Here is a 25,447-nt window from a genome sequence, read left to right on the forward strand (position 1 = left end):
AAGGCCCGCTGCGCAAAAACAGCGGGCCTTTGCCCTGCTCAGGAAACAAAGAGGAAAATGCGATGAAACACGCAGACATCATTCAAACACTGGATCTGGAACAGAAATGCGCCCTGCTTTCCGGCGGGACGGTGTTCGACACCCGCGCGCTGCCGGGCAAAAACGTCCCCTCCATCACCCTGTCGGACGGCCCCAACGGCGTGCGCAAACAGGCGGGCGCGGCGGACCATCTGGGCCTGAACCCCAGCGTGCCCGCAACCTGCTTCCCGACGTCCGCCACCGTGGCAAACAGCTGGGACCCCGCCTTGGGCGAGGCCGTCGGCGAGGCCATGGGCGAGGAAGCCGCCGCGCAGGAAGTTTCGGTCCTGCTGGGCCCCGGCCTGAACATCAAGCGCAGCCCGCTGTGCGGCCGCAACTTCGAGTATTTCTCTGAGGACCCCTATCTGGCCGGTAAAATGGCGGCGGGCTATGTCCGCGGCATCCAGAAGAACGGCATCGCGGCCTGCCCCAAGCACTTCGCGGTGAACAGTCAGGAGCTGCGCCGGATGGCCAGCGACTCCATCGTGGACGAGCGCACCCTGCGGGAAATCTACCTCACCGGCTTTGAGATCGTGGTCAAAGAGGCAAAGCCGAAGACCATCATGTCCTCCTACAACCTCATCAACGGCACCTATGCCAACGAGAACGCCCATCTGCTCAAGGACATCCTGCGGAAGGACTGGGGCTTCGAGGGTGCCGTCGTCACCGACTGGGGCGGCTCCAACGACCACGCCCTCGGCGTGAAGAACGGCTCCACGCTGGAGATGCCCTTCCCCGGCGACGACTCCGTCCGGGAGCTGATGAAGGCCGTGGAGAGCGGCAAAATTTCGGAAGCGGACGTGGACGCCCGGCTGGACGAGCTGCTGGAGCTGGTGCTGGACACCAAGGCCGCCGTCGAAGCGGCCCCCCGCACCTTTGACGCCGACGCCCATCATGCGCTGGCCCGCCGCGCGGCGGGGGAGAGCATCGTTCTGCTCAAGAATGAGGGCGGCATCCTGCCTCTGAAAGCGGGCGAGAAGGTGGCCGTCATCGGCGACTTCGCCAAGACGCCCCGGTATCAGGGGGCCGGTTCCAGTGCCGTCAACTCCATCAAAGTGGATTCCTTCCTCGACTGTCTGACCGAGAGCGGCCTTGTGAGCGCGGGTTATGCGCAGGGCTTTGAGCGGCAGGGCAAGGCAAACGACACCCTGAAGCAGGAAGCCGTGGCGCTGGCGCAGAACGCCAACGTCGTTCTGCTCTGCATGGGTCTGGACGAGATCAAGGAGAGCGAGGGCATCGACCGCTCCAACATGAAGCTGGCGCAGAGCCAACTGGACCTGCTGGCAGCCGTTGCCGCCGTCAACCCGAACGTCATCGTCCTGCTCAGCGCGGGTTCTTCTCTGGAAACGGAGTGGCTGCGGGACTGCAAGGCGCTGGTCTACGGCTGCCTCGGCGGTCAGGCGGGCGCGGGCGCTCTGGTGGACGTGCTCACCGGCGCGGTCTGCCCCAGCGGCAAGCTGGCCGAAACGTGGGTGAACGGCTACGACGATTCCCCGGTGAAGGATCACTTCGCGGGCGAGGGCCGCACCGTGCAGTACCGCGAGGGCCTGTATGTGGGCTACCGCTACTTTGAGACGGCGGGCAAGCCTGTGGCCTTCCCCTTCGGCTACGGCCTGAGCTACACTACCTTCGCCTACAGCGGCCTCAAAGCCGCTGCCGACGGCGTGACTCTGACCGTGACCAACACCGGCAGGTGCGCCGGTGCCGAGATCGTGCAGCTCTACGTGGCCAAGCCCGACGCCAAGATCTTCCGCCCCGCACAGGAGCTGAAGGGGTTTGCAAAGGTCTGGCTGGAGGCTGGCGAGAGCAAGACCGTCACCATCCCGCTGGACGATAAGGCGTTCCGTTATTGGAATATCACCACCGATGGCTGGGAGGTCGAGGGCGGCAAGTACCTGATCCGTGTGGGCGCTTCCAGCGATGACATCTGCCTGACCGGCGAGATCACGGTGCTGGGCACCGGGGCCCCGAACCCCTACCAGAGCGTCGAGCTGCCCCACTACCGGACCGGCGAGGTCACGCAGGTCTCCGATGAGGAGTTTGCCGCCCTGCTGGGCCGCCCCATCCCGGAGGATAAGATCAAGATCGACCGCAATATGACGCTGGGCGAGCTGGGCCACGGCCGCAGCCCGCTGGGCTGGATCGTTGCGGCGGTGCTGGGGCAGCTGCTGCGGCGGAGCATTCAGCGCGGCAAGCCGGATCTGAACATCCTGTTCCAGTACAATATGCCGCTGCGTGCCTTGGCCAAGATGACCAACGGTGCCATCAGCATGGGCATGGTGGACGGCATCGTGATGGAAGCACAGGGCTTCTGGATCATCGGTCTGCTGCGGGTCATCGTGGAGGCCGTGAAGAACATCGTCCTCAACGCGCAGATGGAAAACCGCCTGAAAAACAGCTGAAAGGGAAGTAAGTATGAACTTCTGGAATGATTTTGCCGCCAAGCACCCGGCGGCTGCCAAATGGGTGCGTGAGGGCGGTCTGTTCGTCATCGTGTCGAACCTCATCACCGTCTTCAAGTATCTGCTGCTGCAGTTCCTGCCTGCAGCGTTCAAGAGTCTGCCGGTGGTGGACTTCGGCTGGCCGGGCATCGACATCACCCTGTTCGGCGAGACCTTCAAGTGGAACATCCTCGGCTATGACGCCGCTCACGGCGGTCTGCCCTACTTCTGCGCTTACATGATCGCTATGGTCATCGGCGAGTGCATTAACTTCCCGATCCAGCGCAGCTTCGTCTTCCGCAGCAAGGGCAACCTCGGCAAGCAGATCGCATGGTATGTGCTGGCCTTCTGCGTCATCACCTGCATTGTCAACTCCATCAACTGCATCTGGGTCGCGGTGGCCGGTCTGCTGGTGCCCGACTTCATCTACAACATCGGCACCACCGTCCTGAACGGCGGCATCTCGATGATCATCTTCTTCTTCGTCAATAAGATCATCTTCCCCGAAGGCGAGGCCAAGAAGAACTAAACAGTGCGTTTCTCCTTCATCATTATCATTTCTCCATAGAACAAAACGCCCGGTACCGTGCAGGAACCGGGCGTTTTGTTGTCGTTTTGCGGATTTTTTGTCCGCCCATCGCGGACTTTTTGCGGATAGGGCCGAAGTTTCCAAAAAGGCTTGCACTTCTGTGCTTTAGTGTGGTAAAATCAGAGCAACCTTATATGGGAAAGGGGAAAGTATATGAGCAACATCTGTATCATTGTTACCATCGTTGTCTATCTGGTGGCAATGCTGCTCGTCGGGTTTGCGTACAGCAAATCCAACAACGACAGCACCGACTTCTACCTTGGCGGCCGCAAGATGGGCCCGCTGGTCACGGCCATGAGCGCCGAGGCCAGCGATATGTCCAGCTGGCTGCTGATGGGGATGCCCGGCCTCGCGTACCTGACCGGCATCGCCTCGCCCGGCTGGACGGCCATCGGCCTTGCGGTGGGCACATGGCTGAACTGGCTGATCGTGGCCCGGCGGCTGCGGCGGTACTCGGCCAATCTGGACGCCATCACGGTGCCGCAGTTCTTGTCGCTGCGATTCCATGACCAGCGCAACCTGCTCAACGCGCTGGGCGCGGTCATCATCATCGTCTTCTTCGTGCCCTACACGGCCTCCGGCTTTGCGGCCTGCGGCAAGCTGTTCCACAGCCTGTTCGGGGTGGACTACATGGCGGCGATGCTGGTGTCGGCCCTCGTCATCGTGGGTTATACGATTCTGGGCGGTTTCCGCGCCGTGACCACCACCGACCTTATCCAGTCCATCGTCATGTCGCTGGCGCTGGTGGCTGTGCTGGTGTACGGCATCGGCGCGGCGGGCGGCTGGGACGCCGTGGTGACCAACGCCCAGAGCCTGACCGGCTACCTGACCATGATGGCCAGCCACGACGCGGCCGCCAACACAGCCACCTCCTACAGTCTGCTGGACATCGTCTCTACGATGGCGTGGGGTCTCGGCTATTTCGGAATGCCCCACATCCTGCTCCGTTTCATGGCCATTGAGGATGAGAAGAAGCTGGTCCTCAGCCGCCGCATCGCCTCGGTGTGGGTGGTCATCGCGATGACGGCCTCCATCGTCATCGGTGTGGTGGGCCTCGGCATGACCAAGGCCGGTGCGCTGGAGTTCTTGGGCGGTTCGTCCAGCGAGACCCTCATCGTCCGCATCGCCAGCCTTATCAGCGGCCACGGCATGCTGGCGGCCGTTCTGGCGGGCCTGATCTTGGCGGGCATTCTGGCTGCGACCATGTCCACCGCCGACAGTCAGATGCTGGCGGCAGCGTCCAGCGTCTCCCAGAACATCCTGCAGGAGTTCGCCCACCTCAAGCTCAGCGAGAAGCAGAGCCTGTTTGCCGCCCGCCTGACCATCATCTGCGTCAGCGTGGTGGGCGTGGTGCTGGCCCGCGACCCGGATTCCAGCGTCTTCGGCATCGTCAGCTTCGCGTGGGCCGGTTTCGGCGGCGCGTTCGGCGCGGTCGTCCTCTGTGCGCTGTTCTGGAAGCGCTGCAACTGGCAGGGCGCTCTGGCTGGGATGCTCTGCGGCGGCCTGATGGTCTTCGTCTGGAAGTACCTCATCAGCCCGCTGGGCGGCATTTTCGGCATCTATGAGCTGCTGCCCGCCTTCCTGACCTCGCTGGTCGTCTGCTTTGTCGTCAGCCTCGTCACCCCGGCACCTTCCGAGGAGATCGAAGCGGAGTTCGAGGCAGCGAAGTAAAGAGGAAAAATAAGAAATGAGCCTTTGCAGAAAACGCAAAGGCTCATTTTGTATCCGGAAAAATCAATTCATCACGATCAGGAGGACCTCACAAAACGGCACCGTCAGCCCGCAGCAGAAAAAGAAGAAATAATCCAGTGCGAACTTTACAAGGCAGACGCCGGGGGAGAGAAAATCAAGCGAATTTGTAAGGACTGCATCCCACTCGCCCCAGTGGCGAAAATATCCGGTCTGTTCAAAGAGACGCCAAAGGTTCAGAGAGAAACACTCCAGCGCCAGAAGTAGCGGAAAGATCAGGAGGGACTGCATCCAGCCGTCCGCTCGGAAATCTCCATTGCCAAGGCCGTGCCAGTGAACGACAAGAACACCGGGGTGGAAGCATACGCCCCAGACGGCCAGCAGGATGCTCAGGCAGAGCAGCGCGGCCCGGATGGAGTGCCAGTCGATGTGATGCGGACGGCGGAGCATGGTCAGGAAATCTTCCAGTGTGGGTTCGGCGTCCGGCAGAGACGTTTCCTGCGGGTCGCGGCAGTGCATCAGGTCGGAGAGCGTCAGGCCCAGTGCATCTGCTAGTGGTTCCAGCGTGTTGATGTCCGGCAGACCGACGCCCCGCTCCCAGCGGCTGACGGCTTTGTCGGTCACATGCAGCTGTGCGGCCAGATCGGCCTGCGTCAGCCCGCAGGCCTTGCGGGTCCGGGCCAGAAAGGCCCCGAAATCTTTGGCGTTCATACGGTTCACATCCTTTGAGGACAGGATAGCATACCCGGCTCCAAAACGCAACCGACGCTTCGTTTACCAGCGTCGTCACGCAAAAATCCCCGCCTTGTGCTCGGTCAATGAACACAGGGCGGGGATCGTTTTATATGGAGTTCAGAAGAAAAATGCTGGGTTCAGCTTACAGCTGGGGGCCGGCGGAGACCAGAGCCTTGCCGTGCTCGTTGCCTTCGTACTTTGCGAAGTTCTTGATGAAGCGGCCAGCCAGATCCTTTGCCTTCTCCTCCCACTGGGAAGCGTCAGCATAGGTGTCGCGAGGATCGAGGATCGCGGGATCGACGCCGGGCAGCTCGGTGGGAACTTCGAAGTCGAAGTAGGGGATCTTCTTGGTGGGAGCCTCGTTGATGGCACCGCTCAGGATGGCATCGATGATACCACGGGTATCCTTGATGGAGATGCGCTTGCCGGTGCCGTTCCAGCCGGTGTTGACCAGATAAGCCTTTGCGCCGCTCTTCTGCATCTTCTTGACCAGCTCCTCAGCATACTTGGTGGGGTGCAGCTCCAAGAAAGCCTGACCGAAGCAAGCGGAGAAGGTGGGGGTGGGCTCGGTGATGCCGCGCTCGGTGCCGGCCAGCTTTGCGGTGAAGCCGGACAGGAAGTAGTACTGGGTCTGCTCCGGGGTCAGGATGGAGACCGGGGGCAGAACGCCGAATGCGTCAGCAGACAGGAAGATGACGTTCTTGGCTGCGGGTGCAGAAGAGATCGGGCGGACGATGTTCTGGATGTGGTTGATGGGGTAGGACACACGGGTGTTCTCGGTCACGCTCTTATCGGCGAAGTCGATGTGGCCCTCAGCGTCCAGCGTGACGTTCTCCAGCAGAGCGTTGCGCTTGATGGCGTTGTAGATGTCGGGCTCGGACTCCTTGTCCAGATTGATGACCTTTGCGTAGCAGCCGCCCTCGAAGTTGAAGACGCCGTTGTCATCCCAACCGTGCTCGTCGTCGCCGATCAGCAGACGCTTCGGGTCGGTGGACAGGGTGGTCTTGCCGGTGCCGGACAGACCGAAGAAGATGGCGGTGTTCTTGCCCTCCATATCGGTGTTGGCGGAGCAGTGCATGGAAGCCATGCCCTTCAGCGGCAGGAAGTAGTTCATCATGGAGAACATACCCTTCTTCATCTCGCCGCCGTACCAAGTGTTGACGATGACCTGCTCCTTGGTGGTGATGTTGAACATGACAGCAGTCTCAGAGTTCAGGCCCAGCTCCTTGTAGTTCTCGACCTTTGCCTTGGAAGCGTTGTAGACCACGAAATCAGGCTCGAAGTGCTCCAGCTCCTCAGCGGTGGGCTTGATGAACATGTTGGTGACAAAGTGTGCCTGCCATGCCACTTCCATGACGAAGCGGATCGCCATGCGGGTATCCTTGTTTGCGCCGCAGAAAGCATCCACGACGTACAGGCGCTTGTTGGACAGCTCCTTCTTTGCAATCTCCTTCACGGCAGCCCAAGCTTCCTGAGAAGCGGGGTGGTTGTCGTTCTTGTATTCGTCGCTGGTCCACCACACGGTGTCCTTGGAGTTCTCGTCCATGACGATGAACTTATCCTTGGGGGAGCGGCCGGTGTAGATACCGGTCATAACGTTGACGGCACCCAGCTCGCTGACCTGACCCTTCTCGTAGCCTTCCAGACCGGGCTTGGTCTCCTCTTCAAACAGCTGCTCATAAGAGGGGTTATACACGATCTCAGTCGTGCCGGTGATACCATACTTGCTCAGATCTACCTTTGCCATGATACTTATACCTCTTCTTTCAGATTCAATTCTGATCGCACAGCGCGTACATCCTCAGCCAAAAGGGCCGCGCAGACGATGAAGAAATACAGATGCGTATTCTCCTGTTTATCATTATACATAAAACACGCCCAAAATCAACCAGATAAAACAAATCCTTCGGTTAGAAACAACAAATTTCATTAAGAATCTGAGACGTTTGCGGTAATTTCATGAAAAAAACCGGGGTTTGGGATGAACAAAATAAAGATATTTTGCCAAAAACAAAATTATGATAAAACTTTAACGAACTGGGATACTAGGTAAGGGGTCCCACCATTGCGGGACAGCACCTTTTGGGCTTTTCGTTATGCCCGTTTTGAACGTGTTGTCAAGGGTTTTGCCTTATCTTACGCTCGCTGTGCGAAGCAAAGGTGAAGTGTTCCCGCTGCCGTCCTTGCCCTCTCCGTCATCGCTTCGCGATGCCACCTCTCCCAAAGTGAGAGGCCTTGGCAGTCCGCCAAAAACCGCGGGGCATCTTGTGTTACGCCAAACTTTCACCGCCTTTTCGCGCGATTTCACTGGCAAAGAACTTTAACCTGTGGTATACTGGTAAAAACGACGTAAAATCAGAAAACCCGCGCATCGCGCTTTTATGGAGAATCCTGCTTTATGAAGACCCTCTACATCTTCCTGACCCGTTCGGGCACCTTGGTGTCGAATTTGGTGTACGCACTGACCGGGGCGGAGTATACCCACATCTCCCTCGCGTTTGACGAGGATCTGAATACCCTGTACAGCTCCACCCGGAAGAACGGCTACACCATGTTTCCGGCGGGGCCGAGCCGGGAATACCTGAACAAGGGCGTCTTCCGGCTGCGGGAGAACATCCCCTGCGCGCTCTATGCGCTGGAAGTGTCGGACGAGGCCTACGCCCGCGCCAAGCGCCGCGCCGAACATATGATGACCCACGGCGAGCTCTACCGCTTCAACTCGCTGGGGCTGCTGCTCTGCGCGTTTCATATCCGCTGGAACCGCCGCCGCCATTATTTCTGCTCCCAGTTCGTCAGCGAGGTGCTGCAGAAGAGCGGCTCGCTGGACCTGCCCAAGCACAGCACCCTCATGCGCCCCAACGATTATGCCGCCCTGCCCCAGCTGAGATGTCTGTATCAAGGGAGGCTGGCCGGTCTGCCCCAGCGGCAGAGCATGGAGATGGGCGAGGTGGAAAGCGTCATCGGGCTGTATCTGGAGGTCTTCTTCGGCGCAGTCAAGAGCGGGGCGCAGAAGATGTTCTGATTTTTTGAAAAAACTTGAAATTTCCTGTTGACAAAACGCGGCCGATGTGCTAAAATAATCGAGTCGGGAGCGAACGCCCGATGCAAAATGGACGTATGGCCCGTTGGTCAAGCGGTTAAGACAGAGGCCTCTCACGCCTTTAACATCGGTTCGATTCCGGTACGGGTCACCATTTTTTAGTAGTAAAACGGCTCTGTGCCGTTTTATATAGATGCCTCTTTAGCTCAGTCGGTTAGAGCACCTGACTGTTAATCAGGGTGTCGCCTGTTCGAGTCAGGCAAGAGGCGCCAGCAAAGCGATGGATATTTTTCCGTCGCTTTTTTCTTTTGTTTCCACCCTTTTGTTGACAGAAAATTGGACTGGGGCTATACTTATTAGCAAAGGAAAAAACCTCTCGGGCCGCCTGTCGGCGTCCAGCTCCCCTAATAGGGGAGCCCTTGGCAAAACCGGGAACTGGATGGATACGCCAGAGCCTCCCCTACAAGGGGAGGTGGCATCGCGTAAGCGATGACGGAGAGGTTGTACGAAGGTGAGCCTGAAAGAGAAGGAGATTATTTATGAAGCAAATTATCCTGACCGGCGACCGCCCCACGGGCCGTCTGCATGTGGGCCATTACGTTGGCTCCCTGAAGGAGCGCGTCCGGCTGCAGAACACCGGCAAGTTCGATGAGATCTACATCATGATCGCTGATGCACAGGCGCTGACCGACAACGCCGACAACCCGGAGAAGGTGCGCCAGAACATTTTGCAGGTGGCGCTGGACTATCTGGCCGTGGGCATCGACCCCGCCAAGGCCCACATCTTCATTCAGTCCATGGTGCCGGAGCTGACCGAGCTGAGCTTCTATTATATGAACCTCGTCACGGTGTCCCGCTTGCAGCGCAACCCCACCGTCAAGGCGGAGATCCAGCAGAAGAACTTTGAGACCAGCATCCCGGTCGGCTTCTTCACCTACCCCATCAGTCAGGCCGCCGACATCACAGCGTTCCGCGCCACTACCGTCCCGGCGGGCGAGGATCAGATGCCCATGCTGGAGCAGTGCCGCGAGATCGTCCACAAGTTCAATTCCGTCTACGGCGAGACCCTGACGGAGCCTGAGATCATGCTGCCCCAGAACGCCGCCTGTCTGCGTCTGCCGGGCATTGACGGCAAGGCCAAGATGAGCAAGTCGCTGGGCAACTGCATCTACCTCTCCGACGAGCCGGAGGACATCAAGAAGAAGATCATGTCCATGTACACCGACCCCGGCCACCTGCGGGTGCAGGATCCCGGCAAGGTGGAGGGCAACCCCGTCTTCACCTATCTGGACGCCTTCAGCCGCCCGGAGCACTTCGCCGAGTTCCTGCCGGAGTACCAGAACCTCGACGAACTCAAGGCCCACTATCAGCGCGGCGGTCTGGGTGATGTGAAGATCAAGAAGTTCCTCAATGCCGTCATGCAGGCCGAGCTGGAGCCCATCCGCACCCGCCGCAAGGAGTGGGAGCAGCGTCTGCCGGAGGTCGTGGAGATCCTGAAGGAAGGCAGCGCCGTGGCCGAGAAGACCGCCGCCGCCACCCTCGCCGATGTCCGCAAGTCCATGAAGATCGATTACTTCACGGATAATAACTTGCTGAAGTAACAAATTGTAAAATATAAATGCAAGAAAACAGCGCCGCTCTCCCGGTCACGGGAGAGCGGCGCTGTTTGTTTAACGTTTCAAATCTGCAAATAGTTCATCCAAATCCGCAGAATGCTTTACATTGGGGTCTCGCGCAATGCGCTCGGCTTCCAACATGGCAGCAATGGTTTCTTCGTTTGGATGCTCTTCACTTTGCAGCTCTATTTTTACAATATCAGGCATTGTAGCTGCGGTTCTTGATCTCGTCGGTGACCTTTGCGATGAAGGCGTCGAGGTCCATCGTGGTGGTCTCGCCCTTGCGGTCACGGACGGAGATGTTGCCGGCCTCGGCTTCCTTGGCGCCCAGAACCAGCATATAGGGCACGCGGTCCACCTGCTGTGCGGCGCGGATCTTGTAGCCGATCTTCTGGTTGTCGTCGTCCAGAGCTACGCGGATACCGGCCTCCACCAGCTTCTCGGTGACGGCCTCAGCGTAGTCCAGCGTCTTTTCAGAGACGGGCAGGACCTTGACCTGCACAGGAGCCAGCCAAGTGGGGAACTTGCCCTTGGTCTCCTCGATCAGGTAGGCCATGAAGCGGTCCAGAGAGCCGAGGATCGCGCGGTGCAGGACCACGGGGGTCTTCTCGGTGCCGTCCTTGTCCACATAGGTCAGGTGGAACTTGGCGGGGAGGCAGAAGTCCAGCTGGCAGGTGGAGAGGGTGTACTCGGCACCAACGGCGGGCTTCACGTTGACGTCCAGCTTCGGGCCGTAGAAGGCGGCCTCGCCGATCTCCTCGGTGAAGTGGATGCCCAGCTCGGTCAGCACCTCACGCAGGGCGTTCTCGGCGTGGTTCCACATGGCGTCGTCGTCGTGGTACTTCTTCTTGTCGGCGGGGTCACGCAGGGACAGCACACAGCGGTAATCGGTGATGTTGAAGTCCTTGTAGGTCTCGAAGATCAGGTTGCAGACATCGGCCACCTCACTCTTGATCTGCTCCGGGGTGCAGAACAGGTGGGCGTCGTTCTGGCAGAAGTGACGGCCGCGCTCGATGCCCTTCAGGGTGCCGGAGGACTCGTAACGGAAGTCGTGGGCGATCTCACCGATGCGCATGGGCAGGTCACGGTAGGAGTGGGGATGATTTGCGTAGATCATCATGTGGTGGGGGCAGTTCATGGGGCGCAGCACGTAGCTCTCGCCCTCCATCTCCATGGCGGGGAACATGTTCTCGCGGTAGTGATCCCAGTGGCCGGAAGTCTTGTACAGGTTCACGGTGCCGATGCAGGGGGTCATGACGTGCAGGTAGCCGCGGGCACGCTCCTTGGCCTTGATATAGTTCTCCAGCTCCTGCCAGACGGTGTAGCCGGCGGGCAGGAACATGGGCAGACCACGGCCCACCAGATCGTCGGTCATGAACAGGCCCATCTCCTTGCCGATCTTGCGGTGATCGCGCTCGCGGGCCTCCTGCTGCTCCTTCTCCCAAGCTTCCAGCTCTTCCTGATTGCGGAAGGCCACGCCGTTGATGCGGGTCAGCATCTTGTTCTCTTTGTCGTTCTTCCAGTATGCGCCGGACTGCTGGGTGATCTTGAAGGCCTTCAGCGCCTTGGTGTAGGTCAGGTGAGGTCCGATGCACATATCGACATACTCGCCCTGCTGGAAGAAGCTGAACTCGGTCTCGTCGGCCAGATCCGCCATGTGCTCGATCTTGTAGTTCTCGTGACGCTCTTCCATCAGCTTCACGGCCTCGTCGCGGGGCAGAATGAAGGGCTTGATGGCCAGATTTTCCTTGGTGATCTTGCGCATCTCTTTTTCGATGTTGGCAAGATCTTCGTCGGTGAGCTTGGTGTCGCCCAGATCGACGTCATAGTAGAAGCCGTTCTCGGTGGCGGGGCCGAAAGCGAAGTCTGCCTCCGGGTACAGGCGCTTGATGGCCTGTGCCATCACGTGCGCTGCGGTATGGCGGATAACATGCAGTTCCTGATCCTGCGGGCACTCGTCCACATGGCCGTCTTTGTAGATGATCTTCATAATGAAATCTCCTTTTGAACCTGAAACGAAAAAATGTGAAAAACGAAAAGCGCTCCATCCCGCAGCAATACACGGGATGAAGCGCTTGAAAATTTCGCGTTCCACGGTTCCACCCGAATTGTGCGGCACGCCGCACCACTCGCTGTGCTGTAACGGGCGCACCCGGCAGAGGTTCGCCTCTGCACTCTGCGGTGGTAGAAGCTCTGGCTGCGCTGGGCCGCTTGCAGCACGCTTTTTATAAAAGCGGCGGCTTTCTCTGAAACGCAGGGGGGCAAAGCCTCGGTTTGTCCGCATCATCGTTTTGGACGGAATGAAACTACGCTGATTGTAGCACGTTGGGCGGCAAAAATCAAGGGCTGGAACGTCATTCCTCCTGATTTTTCACCTTATGCCGCAGTTTGTGGGACATATATTCGGACCGCAGCTTGTTGGTGACGAAGGTCTGGCTGCTGTACAGGCCGTGGTGGCCGGAGAGCATATAGCAGATGCCGCAGCCCAGCGCGATGAGCTCCAGCCCCGCGCCGCTGAACAGCTCGAACCCCATCAGGATGGAGGGGATGAGGGCGTTGGTCGCGCCGCAGAAGATGGAGACAAGGCCGACCGCTGCCGCAAACCCGGCGGGCAGACCCAGCAGCGGGCCAAAAACGCAGCCGAAGGTGGCCCCCACAAAGAAGCTGGGCACGACTTCGCCGCCCTTGAACCCGCAGGAAAGGGTCAGCGCGGTGAGGAAGATCTTGCACAAAAAGTCCCACGGCAGGGCCTCGCCCTGCTCCACGGCGGCGGTGATGACGCCCATGCCCGCACCGTTGTACCGGCCCACGCCGAACAGGTAGGAAAAGGCGATGACGGCCACGCTGCCCACGAAGACGCGCAGCCACGGGTTCGGGAGGAGTTGCGGCACCTTGTGCTCCATGAAGTGCAGCAGACCGCAGAACAGCCGGGAGACGGCGGCGCACGCGAACCCCAGCAGGATGACGAGGAAGGCGCTCCAGACCGTCAGCTCCGGGGCCGTGATGGCAAAGTGGGTGGGGGCGATGCCAAAGGCCAGCGAGCAGCCGTAGGCGATGAGGGCCGAGGTGAAGGCCGGGACAAAGGCCGAGGTAAAGGTCAGGCCCACGTCCTCCACCATCATGGCGAAGAGGGCAGCGGTGAGGGGGGTGCCGAACAGGGCCGAGAAAAAGGCGGCCATGCCGCTGATGGTGGCGGTGCGGCGGTCGTGATCCTTGAGGTGGAGCAGGGTGCCCACGTTCCAGCCGATGCTGCCGCCCATTTGCAGCGCTGCGCCCTCGCGCCCGGCGGAGCCGCCGCACAGGTGGGTGAGCACGGTGCCGAGGAAGATGGCCGGGACCAGCAGGATGCTTACCGGCTCGCCGCTCTGCACCGCCCGGATGATGTTGTTGGTGCCCACGCCCTCGCACTTCGTTGCCTTATATAAGGCGGTGATGAGAAGGCCCGCCGCCGGCAGCAGGAACAGCAGCCACGGCTGGTCGGCCCGCAGCTCGGTGACACGCTCGACGGAAAGGTGGAACAAAGTGCCCACCAGCCCACAGATCAGCCCCGTGGGGATCGCGAGGAAAAACCATTGCAGGGCCACCCGGATGGCAGCCTTGGCCGCGCGCTGGAACTCGTTGAAATTGCTCATAGAAGAAAACTCCTGCACATTGGACATCCTAATTGAAAATCGTTCAGAACCGCTCCAAAATAGCACAGCGGCGGGGGGTTGTCAACTAAAAAACGGCTAAGAAAGCCATGTGATTTCCGTATGGCCGGTACAACAAAGCCCCCGCTCCCTTGTGCGGAAGGAGCGGAGGCTTTGTGTGCTTGGATTCAGAAAAAAGGAAAAGGAGAAAAAGGAGAACAGATATCTATCGCACGCCATGCGGCGGGACAGCGGAGAAAAAGGGTGGAGCCTTACTCCACGTCCTGCAGTGCGGCGAAGTCTTCCTCGCCGGTGCGGATCTTGACCACACGGGTCACGTTGTAGACGAAAATCTTGCCGTCGCCGATGTGGCCGGTGTAAAGGGCCTTCTTGGCGGCTTCGACCACGGAGTCAACGCTGATCTTGGAGACGATGACTTCGACCTTGATCTTGGGCAGCAGGGTGGAGTCCACGGGCACACCGCGGTACTTCTCGCTGGTGCCCTTCTGGATGCCGCAGCCCATCACCTGCGTGACCGTCATGCCGGTGACGCCCAGATCGTTCAGGGCGGTCTTCAACTGGTCAAACTTGGACAGCTTTGCAATGATGGACACCTTGTGCATCCCGGTGTCGTAGATGCCGTCGTGGATGACAGCGGGCTCCCGCACCACGGGAACGGCTGCATCGATCTGCTTCGACGATGCCTTGACGGGATCATCCTCGCCGAGGTCGGTATTTTCGTTGGGGAGCATGGCCGCTGCGTTGGCGTCGGAGATGGAGAAGCCAGCGTAAGCGGAAGCAAGGCCGTGCTCGTGGATATCAAGGCCGTCGATCTCCACCTCTGCGGGGACGCGCAGACCGATGGTCTTGTCGATGATCTTGAAGATGAGGAACATCACGATGAGAACGTAGGCGTCCACGGTGATGAGGCCCAGCAGCTGAATGCCCAGCTGGCTCAGGCCGCCGCCGTAGAACAGGCCCTTGCCCACGCCGTCGCCGCCGTTGGAGAACAGGCCGACCGCGATGGTGCCCCAGACGCCGTTTGCAAAGTGGACGGAGACGGCGCCCACGGGGTCATCGATCTTGGCGATCTTATCGAAGAACTCGACGCTCAGCACCACGAGGACGCCGGCGACGAAGCCGATGATGAACGCGCCGAAGGGGGAGACTGCATCGCAGCCCGCCGTGATGGCGACCAGACCGGCCAGCGAGCCGTTCAGGGTCATGGAGACATCGGGCTTGCCGTAACGCAGCCAAGTGAAGATCATGGTCACGCAGGTGGCCACGGCAGCGGCAAGGTTGGTGTTGAAGCAGACGAGGCCTGTCAGGGTCATGGTGGCGTCGGTGGACAGGCTCAGGGAAGAGCCGCCGTTGAAGCCGAACCAGCAGAACCACAGGATGAAGACGCCCAGTGCACCGGCCGTCAGGTTGTGGCCGGGGATGGCGTGGGGGTTGCCGTCCTTGTCGTACTTGCCGATGCGGGGACCCAGCATGGCCGCGCCCAGCAGGGCGATGACGCCGCCGACGTTGTGGACCGCTGCGGAACCGGCAAAGTCATGGAAGCCCATGCTCTGCAACCAGCCGCCGCCCCACATCCAGTGGCCGCAGATGGGGTACACCACCAGCGAAATGGCGGCGGAGTAGACGCAGTACGCTTTGAAGTTGGTGCGCTCTGCCATGGAGCCGGACACGATGGTGGCTGCCGTGGCGCAGAACACGGTCTGGAATACGATGTACACCCACAGCGGGATATCCAGACCCAAGTGGGAATAATCGCCCTGAATGAACGGGTCGAACCCGCCGATGAGGGCGCTGGTGCCGCCGAACATCAGCCCGAAGCCGATGAGCCAGTAGCACGGGGTGCCGATGCAAAAATCCATCATGTTTTTCATGAGGATATTGCCGGTGTTCTTGGCGCGGGTGAAACCCGCTTCACACAGAGCAAAACCCGCCTGCATGAAGTAAACGAGGAATGCCGCAACCAACACCCAGCAGGTGTTTACGGAGTTGAACATGAGATCCTACCTCCCCACGATCTTTGGCGGGCCGGACGCCAGTACCGGCCCTTGGCAAAACCCGCTGCTGCACCCCTCTATCTGCGCAGCAGCGCAAAATATGGAAAACAAAAGGCGCTGGCGGAATCTCTTCCGTCAGCGCCTTTGCTTTCGATGGCACGAGTATAGAGCGTTTGGGTCAAGGTGTCAAGTACCAGACTTGATTTTTGACGTTTTTCACAATCCGAGCGGCACAACAACACATAAACTTTGGAAAACCCCGAAGCCCGCCTGCTTCATCATGGAGCCGCGTGCTGCCCGAACTGCCTGAGAGGTTTATTCTTTGTGCGCACCGCGCATCTCAATGTGGAGCAGAAGGCTCATCAGTGCCCGCAGTGCGAAGGTAGCCGCCAAGGGCACCACCGATTCTAGATTCTGCAGCAGGAACGTTTTGGCGATCTCTGCCGACATCAGAAATTCCAGCGCCGTGGTCAGGCCGCTGCTCATCTCGTGGTGGAAATCGAACCGCTCGTGGAAAAAGAAGGTGCGGATATAGTGGTGGGTGGCCCGCGCAAGGCTGGTGACGATGATGAACAGGCCGATGACCTCGGCCAGCCCCGCGATCATGGGGACGGCGGATTCCAGAAATCCTTCCAGCGCCTCCGCGATCACGTTGTTGAACTGATACAGCGCCCCCATCTTACAGCAGGGTCTTGACGTAGGTAGCCAGCTCTTCGTCCTTGCAGGAAGCGAAGAACAGCTCGCTGAATTTCTCACCGGCCACGGCACCCTTCAGCAGGTCCTGATCGATGCTCTTCAGGCACTGGATCAGCGGCTTGAAGGTGGCGGCGCGGACACCGTCGAGGATCTTCTTGTTGCGCTGCTCCGGCTCCACCCGCTCCTTGGGGTAGCCCTGACCGTGGCCGAAGCCGAACAGCTTCTCGAAGCAGTATTCGAGGTTCAGCTCACCGCCCCAGCCGAAGCCCTTAGCAAAGGGCATGGCCACGGCGTTGCCGTCGTTGACGTGGGCAAAGGTGTAAGCGTCCACGGGATCCTCCACATGGCCGCAGATGACGCCGGGGAAGCTGTTCAGCGCCAGCATGGCACCCTCGCCGGTGCCGCAGCCGGTGATGACGTAATCGGCTGCGCCGCTGTTCAGCAGGATGGCGGCCAGAATGCCGCACTGCACATAGGTCAGCTGGGCCTTGTCGTCGGCGGCATACATGCCGTAGTTGACGACCTCGTGGCCCATGGGTTCCACGACCTTCTTCAGAGCGGCCTCGATGATGCCGTTCTTGGCGGCCTGACTGTTTTCGTTGATGAGAGCGATCTTCATGGAAAATTCCTCCTCAGAGTGTTCGGATTTTCCACCGCTTTCCAAAATAAAGTGGAAAACGGCGGAGCGTGTCAGAAACTGCTGTGTTTAGTGTATCCGGTCGGGGCGGAAAAGTCAACGGCGGAAGGTGTCTTTCCCCAATTTCCGCTTTTGCTGCCGGGCCATGATGGGCATCAGCAGCGGGGTGGGCACGAGCTTCTGAACTGTGGTGGCCGCCCGCATCAGGGCCGACGGCACGATGATGGTCTTGTGGCGCAGCATCCCGCGCATGGCCTCGTCCACGCAGAGCTGGGGCGAAATGCCCTTGAGTGCGAAGACGACGTCGGCGCGGTCATTGAACTCAGTGTCCACAGGGCCGGGGCAGAGGGCGCAGACGTAGACCGGGCTGTGCTGCTCCCGCAGCTCCTCGGCCACGCCCCGCGTCAGGCTGACGACGTAGGCCTTGGAGGCGTAGTAGCCCGCCATATAAGGCCCGCCCGGCAGCAGCCCGGCGGAGGACGCCACGTTCAGGATGGCCCCGAAGCCCTGCACCTCCATCTTTTTCAGCACGAACTTGAACAGCCGGTGCATCGCGAGGACATTGACCCGCAGCATGGAAAGCTCCTTTTCCGGGTCCGTCTCCAAAAAGCTGCCGCAGGCGCCGAAGCCCGCGTTGTTGATGAAGAAATCGATCCGCTCGTCGGCGAGGGCGGCGCAGAGCGCGTCGCACTCCGCATCGCTGGCAAGGTCGGCGGGGAGAACGCGGCAGGGGATGGCGTGCTTGGCCGAGAGTTCGGCGGCAAGGGCATCCAGCCGGTCCTTCCGGCGGGCGGTCAGGATGAGCCGGAAGCCCAGCTTTGCGTACCGGCGGGCAAACTCCTGCCCGATGCCGGAGGAAGCGCCGGTGATCCAGACGGTTTTTGTATTCATGGCTTGTCCTTTCTCAATTCTTCATTGCTTTTTCCTACGTTTATTCTAACACACCCAAATCGCAGAATCCATGAAAATTTTCACGCTGCAAACCGACACTTGTTGCCGCCCGGCGTTTGGAGTATAATGGAGCGGAGAAAACGCACTTGTGCAGGAGGTAGCAGAAAATGAACAAACCGGTATTGGTGGTCATGGCGGCTGGTATGGGCAGCCGGTACGGCGGCATGAAGCAGATCGACCCGGTGGGCCCGAACGGGCAGGTCATCGTGGATTATTCCCTCTACGATGCCCGCCGCGCCGGGTTCGAGACCGTGATCTTCGTCATCAAGCATGAGATCGAGGAGACCTTCAAGGCCGCCATCGGCGACCGGGTGGCCAAGGTCATGAAGGTGAAGTACGCCTTCCAGCAGCTCGACGAGCTGCCTGCGGGCTTTGCCATCCCGGAGGGCCGGGTCAAGCCGTGGGGCACCTGCCACGCGGTGCTGGCGGCCAAGGACCTCATTGACGGCCCCTTTGCGGTCATCAATGCGGACGACTATTATGGCCCGGAGGCCTTCAAGGTCATCTACGATTACCTCTCCACCCACGCGGACGGCACCGTGTATGATTACTGCATGGTCAGCTATCTGCTGAAGAATACCGTCTCCGAAAACGGCAGCGTGGCCCGCGGCGTCTGCGTGGCAAACGCGGACGGCACCCTCCGCAGCGTCACCGAGCGCACCCGCATCGAGACCTATGAAAACGGCATCCACTACACCGAGGATGGCGGCGAGAGCTGGCACGACCTGCCCGCCGATGCCCCCGTCAGCATGAACCTGTGGGGCTTCGGCAAGAGCTTCCTCGACGAGGCCGAGCGCCGCTTTGCGGGCTGGCTGACCGAGCATCTGGAACAAAACCCCCTCAAGTGTGAGTACTTCTTGCCCCTCGTGGTCAGCGAGCTCATCGACGAGGGCAAGGCGGCGGTCAAGATCCTCCACAGCCGCGATAAGTGGTACGGCGTGACCTACCGTGAGGACAAGCCCACCGTGGTGGCCGCCATCGCGCAGAAAACGCAGGACGGCCTGTACCCGGAAGATCTGTGGGCGTGATAAGCTGAAAATATTACAACGTAGAAGAGGCTGCTGCACTTTCGGCTAAAACGATGTGCAACAGCCCCATTTTTTGTCTCTTATTTCCGCTTGAGCTGTTCCCGCAGGGAGTCCAGCGAGCGGTTGTGTTCGCCGTGTTTCATCTTGGGGAAGGCACGGAGCATACGGCGCTTGCCGAAATGCGGGGTGGCCTTCTGAGTGCGGGCGCGGAACTCCTCGCTGCGAACCTGAAGCTCCTCGGCCAACTGTTCCAGACGGAGCAGCTCGGCGGTGCGCTCGGCTGTGCCCTTGGCCGCCAGCTTGACGGCGTTGGCCGCTTCCTCGGCGTTGAGCTTGGCGTCCTGCGAGGCTTTCTTGGCGGCCTCCATGGCTTCGTCGGCCTTGGCGCGCATCACGTTGGCGGCGTCACGGGCGGACAGGCTGGAAGCGCTGTCGCGGGCCTCGGCAGCGGCCAGCTTGAACTGTAAGCGGCTTTCGTCCATCTTTTGATCCACGGCCATGGCGTTGGTGCCCAGCAGTTCGGTCATGGCGTCGCTGACGGCGTGCATACTGTCGGCCACCTTTTCCAGCGCATCGAGGTCGCGGGCAAGGTCGGAGGCCGCAAAGGCGGTGACGATGGTATCTGCCGCGTAGATGGCGTAGAGCAGGATCATCAGGATGAGGCCCACCAGTGGCGGGATCATCTCGATCAGTCCGGCGATGACCGGGTGGACCATCTTCATCACGATGAGGGTGCCCACGCCCCACAGCAGCGAGAACTCAAGGCAGATATAGCCGCCGATGTTGAAGGGATAATCGCTGTAGTCCCACCAGCGGGTGTGGTAGAGCTTGTACAGCGCCCAGCCGCCTGCCAGTTCCAGCGTACTGGGCAGGATGACGCCGCCGATGTAGAGCAGCAGCAAGCTGTGCTGCAAGGGCGTCAGCAGGAAGAGAACGATGATCATGCCGAAGCCGTAGATGGGGCAGACCGGACCGTTCAGGAAGCCGCGGTTGACCAGCTGGCCGGTGGAGACGGCGGCGTAAACGACCTCAAGGCACCAGCCGATGCAGGAGTAGATGAGGAAGTACGCGAGGATCTGGTAGAGCGAAAACCCGCAGATCATCGTATCGGTAAAAAAGGCAACCATGAAATCACCTCCGTTATTCGGCTTTTCCCTCGGCTGCGGCAGCTTCGGCGGCAGCGGCCATCTTCTTGAGCACCTTGGGCTCGATCCACGTCACGGTCTCGTCACCGGGCAGCTTTTTCGCAATGAGGGCCTTGATCTTGATGCCCATCTCGGTGAACATCCCCTCGTGTTCGGTGCGGATGTTCCACTCCGGCTCCTTCTCGTGGAGGTCGAAGGTCTTCCACGTGATCTCGTAGCCGGAAGCGGGGAAGTATTCGAGGCTGTCCCGGAACAGATCGTCGTCGTCGGTCTTGAAGTAGATCTCGCCGCCATCTTCGAGGAAGGCGCGGTACTGGATGAGCTGGCGGGGGTAGGTCAGCCGGTGCTTGTTGGAGGAGGCGTTCTTGCTCCATGGGTTGCAGAAGTTGATGTAGATGCGGCGGACGGTATCCTCCGGCGTGATGACGTTGCGGATGCGCTCGATGTCGGCGCTCATGATCTTTACGTTGTCGATGGGGCGGCCCGCTTCCTGATAGGCGGCCTCGATCTTCCGCTTGGCGAGGATCAGCACCTTATCGGTGATGTCGATGCCGAGGTAGTTGTTCTCCGGGTGGGCCGAAGCCAGCTGGGAGAGGAAGCCGCCCTTGCCGCAGCCCAGCTCCAGCACGAAAGGCTGTTCCGGGCGGGCATACTGGGCGTGCCACTTGCCGCCCCAGACAAAGGGGTCGTGGACGTGGAAATCGGCGGCCATCAGTTCCTCGTGGGCGTAGGGTTTGAATCGCATTCTCATACGGTGTGGTTCTCCTTCAAAAATGTTTCAACTTGTTCGGGGGCAGCGGCGCAGCTGCCCTGACAGATGCCGGGCTTGCCGCCGCCGCGGCCGTTCAGTGCGGTGTTCAAGGCCTTGGTCAGGGCGCGGACGTCGCCGCCCGCTTGGGCCAGACAGTAGCCGGTGCCCTTTTCGTTGGCGGTCAGGGCGGCGCACAGGCCGGTGGTGGCCTCGCTCAGCCGGGCGGCCAGCCGGTGCAGCCCGTCGGGGTCCAGTCCCGGCACGATGCGGATGGCGTCCGCGCCGGGGGCGACCTGCGCGGCCAGCGCGTCGAAAAGCTCGCTGCACAGGCCGAAGTGGGCAAATTTCAGGGCGGTGTACTCGTCGTACACCCGGTGGACGGCGTGGGCTGTTTCACTGGGCTTGGCGCTGAGCAGGGCCCCGATGTCGGCCTGACGCTGGCGCATGGCCTGTGCGGCCAACAGGGCCCGCTCGCCGCAGACGATGCTCAGCCGGACGCCGCCCTTGTAGTTTTCCGCGGCGAGGATCTTGATCTGCCCCACGGCCCCGGTGGCGGCGGTGTGGGTGCCGCAGCACGCGCAGACGTCCGCGCCGGGGATGGTCACGATCCGCACTTGGCCTTCGATCTCCTTTTTGCTGCGGTAGGTCATCCGGGCCAGTTCTTCGCGGGTGGGGTAGGTGATGAGCACCGGCACGTTCTGCCAGACGATGCGGTTGGCGGCAAGTTCCGCCTCCCGCAGCCCCTCGGCGGAGATGGGCACGCTGGTATCCATCCGCACGGCGTCGGAGCCGATGTGGAAGCCGACATTCTCGGCCCCGAACATCTGGTGCAGGATGCCGGAAAGGATGTGTTCGCCGGTGTGCTGCTGCATTTTGTCGAACCGCCATGCCCAGTCGATGCGGCCGGTCACGGCGGTGCCGGGGGCAGCGGTATCGGGCAGGGCGTCCACCCTGTGCCAGATGACGCCGCCCTGCTCGTGGACATCGGTGACGGTGAGCCGGGCTCCGTCCGGCAGGGTCAGGGTGCCGTGGTCGGCGGGCTGGCCGCCGCCTTCGGGGTAAAAGACCGTGCCATCCAGCGCGAGCTTCCCGCCGCCCCGGCCGTCCGGTTCGGCAGCAAGGATCACGGCGTCAGCTTCGCGGCGGTACGCATCGGCCTCGTAGTATTTTTGTGTGGGCTGCATAGATCCTCCCAAAAAGCATTCACTGTTCCGGCGGCGCAGAGCGGCGACGGAACAGTTTTTTCTAGTATACCACGTTTTTTGCCTGTGGAAAATAGTCTGCGGTTATGTTATGATAGGAAATAACCGAAATCCGAACGAAATGAGGAAGGTACATCATGCGTGAAAGTGGAATCCTGATGCCGGTGTCCAGCCTGCCCGGCCCTTATGGAATTGGCTGCTTCGGAAAGGAAGCTGAAAAGTTCGTTGATTTTCTCGCCGCTGCGGGCCAGAAGATCTGGCAGATCCTGCCGCTGAGCCCCACCGGCTACGGCGACAGCCCTTACCAGAGCTGCTCCGCCTTTGCGGGCAACCCCTATTTCATCGACCTCGATGCCCTCAAGGCCGAAGGGCTGCTGACGGCGGCCCAGCTCAAGGCCGAGCCTTGGGGCAAAGACCCGCTGGCAGTGGATTACGGCACGCTGTACACCAGCCGCTACAAGATCCTGCGGGCCGCTTACGCCGCATGGTGCAAGCAGTGGGAAGGGCTGCACGGCTGTGCCCGTTACTACCCGGATGCTTACTACGCCTTCACCCTCGAAAATGAGGGCTGGCTGGAGGATTACGCCCTGTACATGGCGCTCAAGACCGCCAACGGGATGAAGAGCTGGACCGAGTGGCCCCGCGAGTACCGTCTGCGGGACGGCGGTGCGCTGGAGCGCTTCCGAGCCGAAAACGAGGAAGAGATCGGCTTCTGGAAGTTCTTGCAGTACGAGTTCGCGGCCCAGTGGAAAAAGGTCAAAGCCTACGCCAACGAAAAGGGCATCCAGATCCTCGGCGATATCCCCATCTACGTCTCGGCGGACTCCGTGGACGCTTGGGTGGGCGGCCCGCTGTTCGAGCTGGACGCCAACGGCGGCTTTGCCCGCGTGGCCGGCTGCCCGCCGGATTACTTTGCCGCCGACGGCCAGCTCTGGGGCAATCCGCTGTACAACTGGCCCTACCACCGCGAGACCGGCTATGCTTGGTGGATCAAGCGGGTGCGGCACGCGCTGGGCATCTACGATCTGCTCCGCATCGACCACTTCCGCGGCTTCGATACCTACTGGGCCATCCCGGCGGGCAGCACGACGGCCCGCGGCGGCAAGTGGGAGATCGGCCCCCGGATGGAGTTGTTCCACGCCCTCGAAGGGGCGCTGGGCAAGCTGCCCATCATCGCGGAGGACCTCGGCGACATCGTGGACAGCGTCCGTGAGCTGCTGGCTGAGAGCGGCTTCCCCGGCATGAAGGTGCTGCAGTTCGCCTTCGGCGGCGGCGACAACGAGTACCTGCCCCATAACCACATCAAGAACAGCGTGGTCTACCCCGGCACCCACGACAACACCACCCTGAACGACTGGTGGGAAAACAGCGCCACCGAGAAGGAAAAGACCATGGCGGCTGCCTACCTGCACTTGGTGCCCTGCCGCCCCACTGCCAAGGAAGTGGCCGCGGTCAAGGCAGACACCGCCCGCGTGGCCCTGCTGCGGGCGGCGCTGGGTTCGGCTTCGGATCGTGCCATCATCCCCATGGGCGACTGGCTGGGGCTGGGCGAGGAAGCCCACCTGAACACCCCCGGCCGCTTGGGCGGCAACTGGACATGGCGCGCCGCCGCCGGGTTCGACACCGCCGCGCTGGCCAAGGAGATCCGGGGCGAGTGCGAAGTGGTCTGCCGTGCATAAAAACCGGAAAAACCGGGATATCTTTGGCAGATTGACGAAGTTGTGAAAAAATCAGCTAAAATTTGTGCGTTTTGCTGGCAAGTCGCCCGCCGGAGTGGTATAATCGATTGTGAATCGAGGATCGTAAAAAGGCGGTCCCGTGGAAAAGGGTGCCGGGAGGGAGAATCCGGCACCACGATGATGGGGAAAAATGCATGAAAAAAGAATGGACCGAGCAGGACCTGCGCGTATTTGTACGCAGCGCACAGGCAGCTTTCGAGGACGTGACCCCGACCGAGGCGGACGAGGAGTCGGCCCGCAGCTGGCAGGATGACGGCCTGATGGTGGACTATGAGCTGCGCAACGGGCAAGTGGACTGCGTGCTGCGCCGTCAGATCGTGGCAGATGGCAAGGTATGGCAGCTGCAGATGACGGCACCGCTGGCGGGCAACGACCTGCCGGAGGACCGGATGACCCCGCGGGAGCGGGAACTCTGCCGCGACGATATGAACCACGATTTTCTGTCGGGCGTGTTCAACCGCCGCTATTTTGAGATCGAGTTCTGCACCCGGCTGGACGACTGGACCGACGCCCACCGCTGCGCCTCGCTGGCGCTGGTGGAGCTGGACAAGGCCGACGAGCTGCTGGCCCAGCAGGGTGACGCCGTGATGAACCAGTTGGTCTGCTTTGTGGCGAACCAGTGGAAAAAGCACTACGACCGCCCGGACGAGCGGGTGGTCTGCCGCCTGACCGATACGCTGTTTGCCATCGGCTGCGCGGACAAGACCTGCGCGGAACTGGCCGAGGAGCTGCGGGGCATCTACGCGGAAATGCCCCGCGAGTGCGTGGCCTCGGTGGGCCTGATGCGCCGGGTGGCGTTCACCCAGTCCATCGGCTGTGCCTGTACCGGCGAAGTCCGGGGCAAAAACTGGGATGCGCTGTACAAGCTCTGTGAAGAGCGGCTGGCCGCAGCCAAAACGGCGGGCGGCGATCAGGTCTGCGCCGGGTAATCCCCATGGATAAACGATCCCCCTTCTGGGTACGCTAAGTGCCAGAAGGGGGATTTTTGTTATGGAAAACCAGAAAAACGACAACCTCAACTTACTGGAAGCCGTGGTACAGAATACCGAGATGGGCAAAAATACGCTGGAGCAGATCGTACCCATGACGGAGGATGCTCCGTTCAAGGCCGAGCTGCTGCGGGAGCGGAACATCTACCGGCAGCTGAATCAGGAGGCTCACACCGCCATCGAGGCCTGCGGTGGCACCGCCCAAGGCCAGAGCGCCATGGCGAAGCTGAACACCAAGATGGGCATCGGCATGAAGACCCTGACCGACAAATCGACCCGGAATCTGGCCGAAATGCTCTCCGAGGGCAGCAGTCAGGGCGTGATGGACTGCATCAAATCCCAAAAGGACTACCCCGACGCGGCCCCCGGCTCCAAGCGGCTGATGCAGCGGCTGCAGGATTTCGAGGAGGACAACCGCATCAAGCTGGAACAGTTCCTGTAAGCAAAAAAGGAGCCGGGCGGCAAGCCCGGCTCCTT

At 60.7% G+C, this 25,447-nt stretch carries 21 protein-coding genes and 2 tRNA genes; 11 read left to right on the plus strand and 12 right to left on the minus strand.

Features of this window, described 5'->3' with window-relative positions; all coding sequences use genetic code 11:
* Positions 1-62: 62 nt before the first annotated feature.
* The 3 genes from C4N23_RS09785 to C4N23_RS09795 all read left to right on the plus strand — a co-directional run bounded on the left by C4N23_RS09785 (position 63) and on the right by C4N23_RS09795 (position 4,779).
* A complete protein-coding gene (locus C4N23_RS09785) occupies positions 63-2,480 on the plus strand; it encodes a glycoside hydrolase family 3 C-terminal domain-containing protein (protein ID WP_112145703.1) in 2,418 nt (805 codons plus the stop codon).
* Between the two features lie 13 nt (positions 2,481-2,493).
* Entirely contained in the window at positions 2,494-3,048 is a 555-nt protein-coding gene (locus C4N23_RS09790) for a GtrA family protein (RefSeq protein WP_112145705.1), read from the plus strand.
* A gap of 213 nt (positions 3,049-3,261) precedes the next feature.
* Complete coding sequence (locus C4N23_RS09795) at positions 3,262-4,779, plus strand: sodium/proline symporter (RefSeq protein WP_112145707.1); 1,518 nt, start codon at positions 3,262-3,264, stop codon at positions 4,777-4,779.
* Positions 4,780-4,842: 63 nt separating this feature from the next.
* Here the strand turns inward: C4N23_RS09795 and C4N23_RS09800 are convergent, their stop codons facing one another.
* Together C4N23_RS09800 and pckA are read right to left on the minus strand one after the other, a co-directional pair.
* Positions 4,843-5,508: a helix-turn-helix domain-containing protein gene (locus C4N23_RS09800; protein WP_112145709.1), complete on the minus strand. Its 666-nt coding sequence runs from the start codon at positions 5,506-5,508 to the stop codon at positions 4,843-4,845.
* 166 nt (positions 5,509-5,674) lie between these two features.
* Positions 5,675-7,279 carry a phosphoenolpyruvate carboxykinase (ATP) gene (pckA, locus tag C4N23_RS09805; protein WP_112145711.1) on the minus strand — a complete coding sequence of 535 codons (1,605 nt, stop codon included), beginning with the start codon at positions 7,277-7,279 and terminating at the stop codon, positions 5,675-5,677.
* 651 nt (positions 7,280-7,930) lie between these two features.
* Here pckA and C4N23_RS09810 point away from each other — a divergent pair.
* From C4N23_RS09810 to trpS, 4 genes are all read left to right on the plus strand, one after another.
* A complete protein-coding gene (locus tag C4N23_RS09810) occupies positions 7,931-8,554 on the plus strand; it encodes a hypothetical protein (protein WP_112145713.1) in 624 nt (207 codons plus the stop codon).
* A 97-nt stretch (positions 8,555-8,651) separates the two neighbouring features.
* Positions 8,652-8,726: transfer RNA gene (locus tag C4N23_RS09815), tRNA-Glu, on the plus strand.
* Between the two features lie 41 nt (positions 8,727-8,767).
* Positions 8,768-8,844: transfer RNA gene (locus C4N23_RS09820), tRNA-Asn, on the plus strand.
* Between the two features lie 267 nt (positions 8,845-9,111).
* Positions 9,112-10,173, plus strand: a complete 1,062-nt coding sequence (gene trpS / locus C4N23_RS09825) for a tryptophan--tRNA ligase (RefSeq protein WP_055191873.1) — start codon at positions 9,112-9,114, stop codon at positions 10,171-10,173.
* A gap of 69 nt (positions 10,174-10,242) precedes the next feature.
* Here trpS and C4N23_RS14065 read toward each other — a convergent pair whose 3' ends face one another.
* The 7 genes from C4N23_RS14065 to C4N23_RS09855 form a co-directional block, all read right to left on the minus strand.
* Positions 10,243-10,395, minus strand: a complete 153-nt coding sequence (locus tag C4N23_RS14065; protein WP_181567110.1) for a hypothetical protein — start codon at positions 10,393-10,395, stop codon at positions 10,243-10,245.
* Entirely contained in the window at positions 10,388-12,178 is a 1,791-nt protein-coding gene (gene thrS / locus C4N23_RS09830) for a threonine--tRNA ligase (protein ID WP_112145715.1), read from the minus strand. Before thrS ends, C4N23_RS14065 begins: the two co-directional genes overlap by 8 nt.
* A gap of 364 nt (positions 12,179-12,542) precedes the next feature.
* Entirely contained in the window at positions 12,543-13,820 is a 1,278-nt protein-coding gene (locus tag C4N23_RS09835; RefSeq protein ID WP_112145717.1) for a chloride channel protein, read from the minus strand.
* 269 nt (positions 13,821-14,089) lie between these two features.
* Positions 14,090-15,832 carry an ammonium transporter gene (locus C4N23_RS09840; RefSeq protein WP_112145719.1) on the minus strand — a complete coding sequence of 581 codons (1,743 nt, stop codon included), beginning with the start codon at positions 15,830-15,832 and terminating at the stop codon, positions 14,090-14,092.
* A 315-nt stretch (positions 15,833-16,147) separates the two neighbouring features.
* The gene (locus C4N23_RS09845) at positions 16,148-16,510 is read right to left on the minus strand and encodes a DUF1622 domain-containing protein (RefSeq protein WP_112145721.1); all 363 of its coding nucleotides are present in this window, start codon (positions 16,508-16,510) and stop codon (positions 16,148-16,150) included.
* Between the two features lies 1 nt (position 16,511).
* Complete coding sequence (locus tag C4N23_RS09850) at positions 16,512-17,147, minus strand: RpiB/LacA/LacB family sugar-phosphate isomerase (RefSeq protein ID WP_112145723.1); 636 nt, start codon at positions 17,145-17,147, stop codon at positions 16,512-16,514.
* A 114-nt stretch (positions 17,148-17,261) separates the two neighbouring features.
* Positions 17,262-18,056 (minus strand): SDR family NAD(P)-dependent oxidoreductase, encoded by a 795-nt coding sequence (locus tag C4N23_RS09855; RefSeq protein WP_112145725.1) that lies wholly within the window; start codon positions 18,054-18,056, stop codon positions 17,262-17,264.
* A gap of 167 nt (positions 18,057-18,223) precedes the next feature.
* Between C4N23_RS09855 and C4N23_RS09860 the strand changes: the two genes are divergently transcribed.
* Positions 18,224-19,144, plus strand: a complete 921-nt coding sequence (locus C4N23_RS09860; RefSeq protein ID WP_055191893.1) for a sugar phosphate nucleotidyltransferase — start codon at positions 18,224-18,226, stop codon at positions 19,142-19,144.
* 80 nt (positions 19,145-19,224) lie between these two features.
* Here the strand turns inward: C4N23_RS09860 and C4N23_RS09865 are convergent, their stop codons facing one another.
* Genes C4N23_RS09865 through C4N23_RS09875 form a run of 3 tightly spaced genes read right to left on the minus strand, consistent with a single transcriptional unit; the run spans position 19,225 to position 22,224 of the window.
* A complete protein-coding gene (locus C4N23_RS09865) occupies positions 19,225-20,271 on the minus strand; it encodes a putative ABC transporter permease (protein ID WP_112145727.1) in 1,047 nt (348 codons plus the stop codon).
* Positions 20,272-20,284: 13 nt separating this feature from the next.
* Complete coding sequence (gene trmB / locus C4N23_RS09870) at positions 20,285-21,040, minus strand: tRNA (guanosine(46)-N7)-methyltransferase TrmB (RefSeq protein ID WP_097839160.1); 756 nt, start codon at positions 21,038-21,040, stop codon at positions 20,285-20,287.
* Positions 21,037-22,224 carry an alanyl-tRNA editing protein gene (locus tag C4N23_RS09875; protein ID WP_097839159.1) on the minus strand — a complete coding sequence of 396 codons (1,188 nt, stop codon included), beginning with the start codon at positions 22,222-22,224 and terminating at the stop codon, positions 21,037-21,039. The genes trmB and C4N23_RS09875 overlap by 4 nt, the downstream gene beginning before the upstream one ends.
* Before the next feature lie 155 nt (positions 22,225-22,379).
* Between C4N23_RS09875 and malQ the strand changes: the two genes are divergently transcribed.
* The 3 genes from malQ (at position 22,380) to C4N23_RS09890 (ending at position 25,412) form a co-directional block, all read left to right on the plus strand.
* Complete coding sequence (gene malQ / locus C4N23_RS09880) at positions 22,380-23,921, plus strand: 4-alpha-glucanotransferase (protein WP_112145729.1); 1,542 nt, start codon at positions 22,380-22,382, stop codon at positions 23,919-23,921.
* Between the two features lie 194 nt (positions 23,922-24,115).
* Positions 24,116-24,910, plus strand: coding sequence for a diguanylate cyclase domain-containing protein (locus C4N23_RS09885; RefSeq protein WP_112145731.1), 795 nt, complete (start codon positions 24,116-24,118; stop codon positions 24,908-24,910).
* Between the two features lie 61 nt (positions 24,911-24,971).
* Positions 24,972-25,412 carry a hypothetical protein gene (locus C4N23_RS09890; RefSeq protein ID WP_097839156.1) on the plus strand — a complete coding sequence of 147 codons (441 nt, stop codon included), beginning with the start codon at positions 24,972-24,974 and terminating at the stop codon, positions 25,410-25,412.
* The last annotated feature ends 35 nt before the right edge of the window (positions 25,413-25,447 follow it).

Source organism: Faecalibacterium hattorii (assembly GCF_003287455.1).
Classification (GTDB): domain Bacteria; phylum Bacillota; class Clostridia; order Oscillospirales; family Ruminococcaceae; genus Faecalibacterium; species Faecalibacterium hattorii.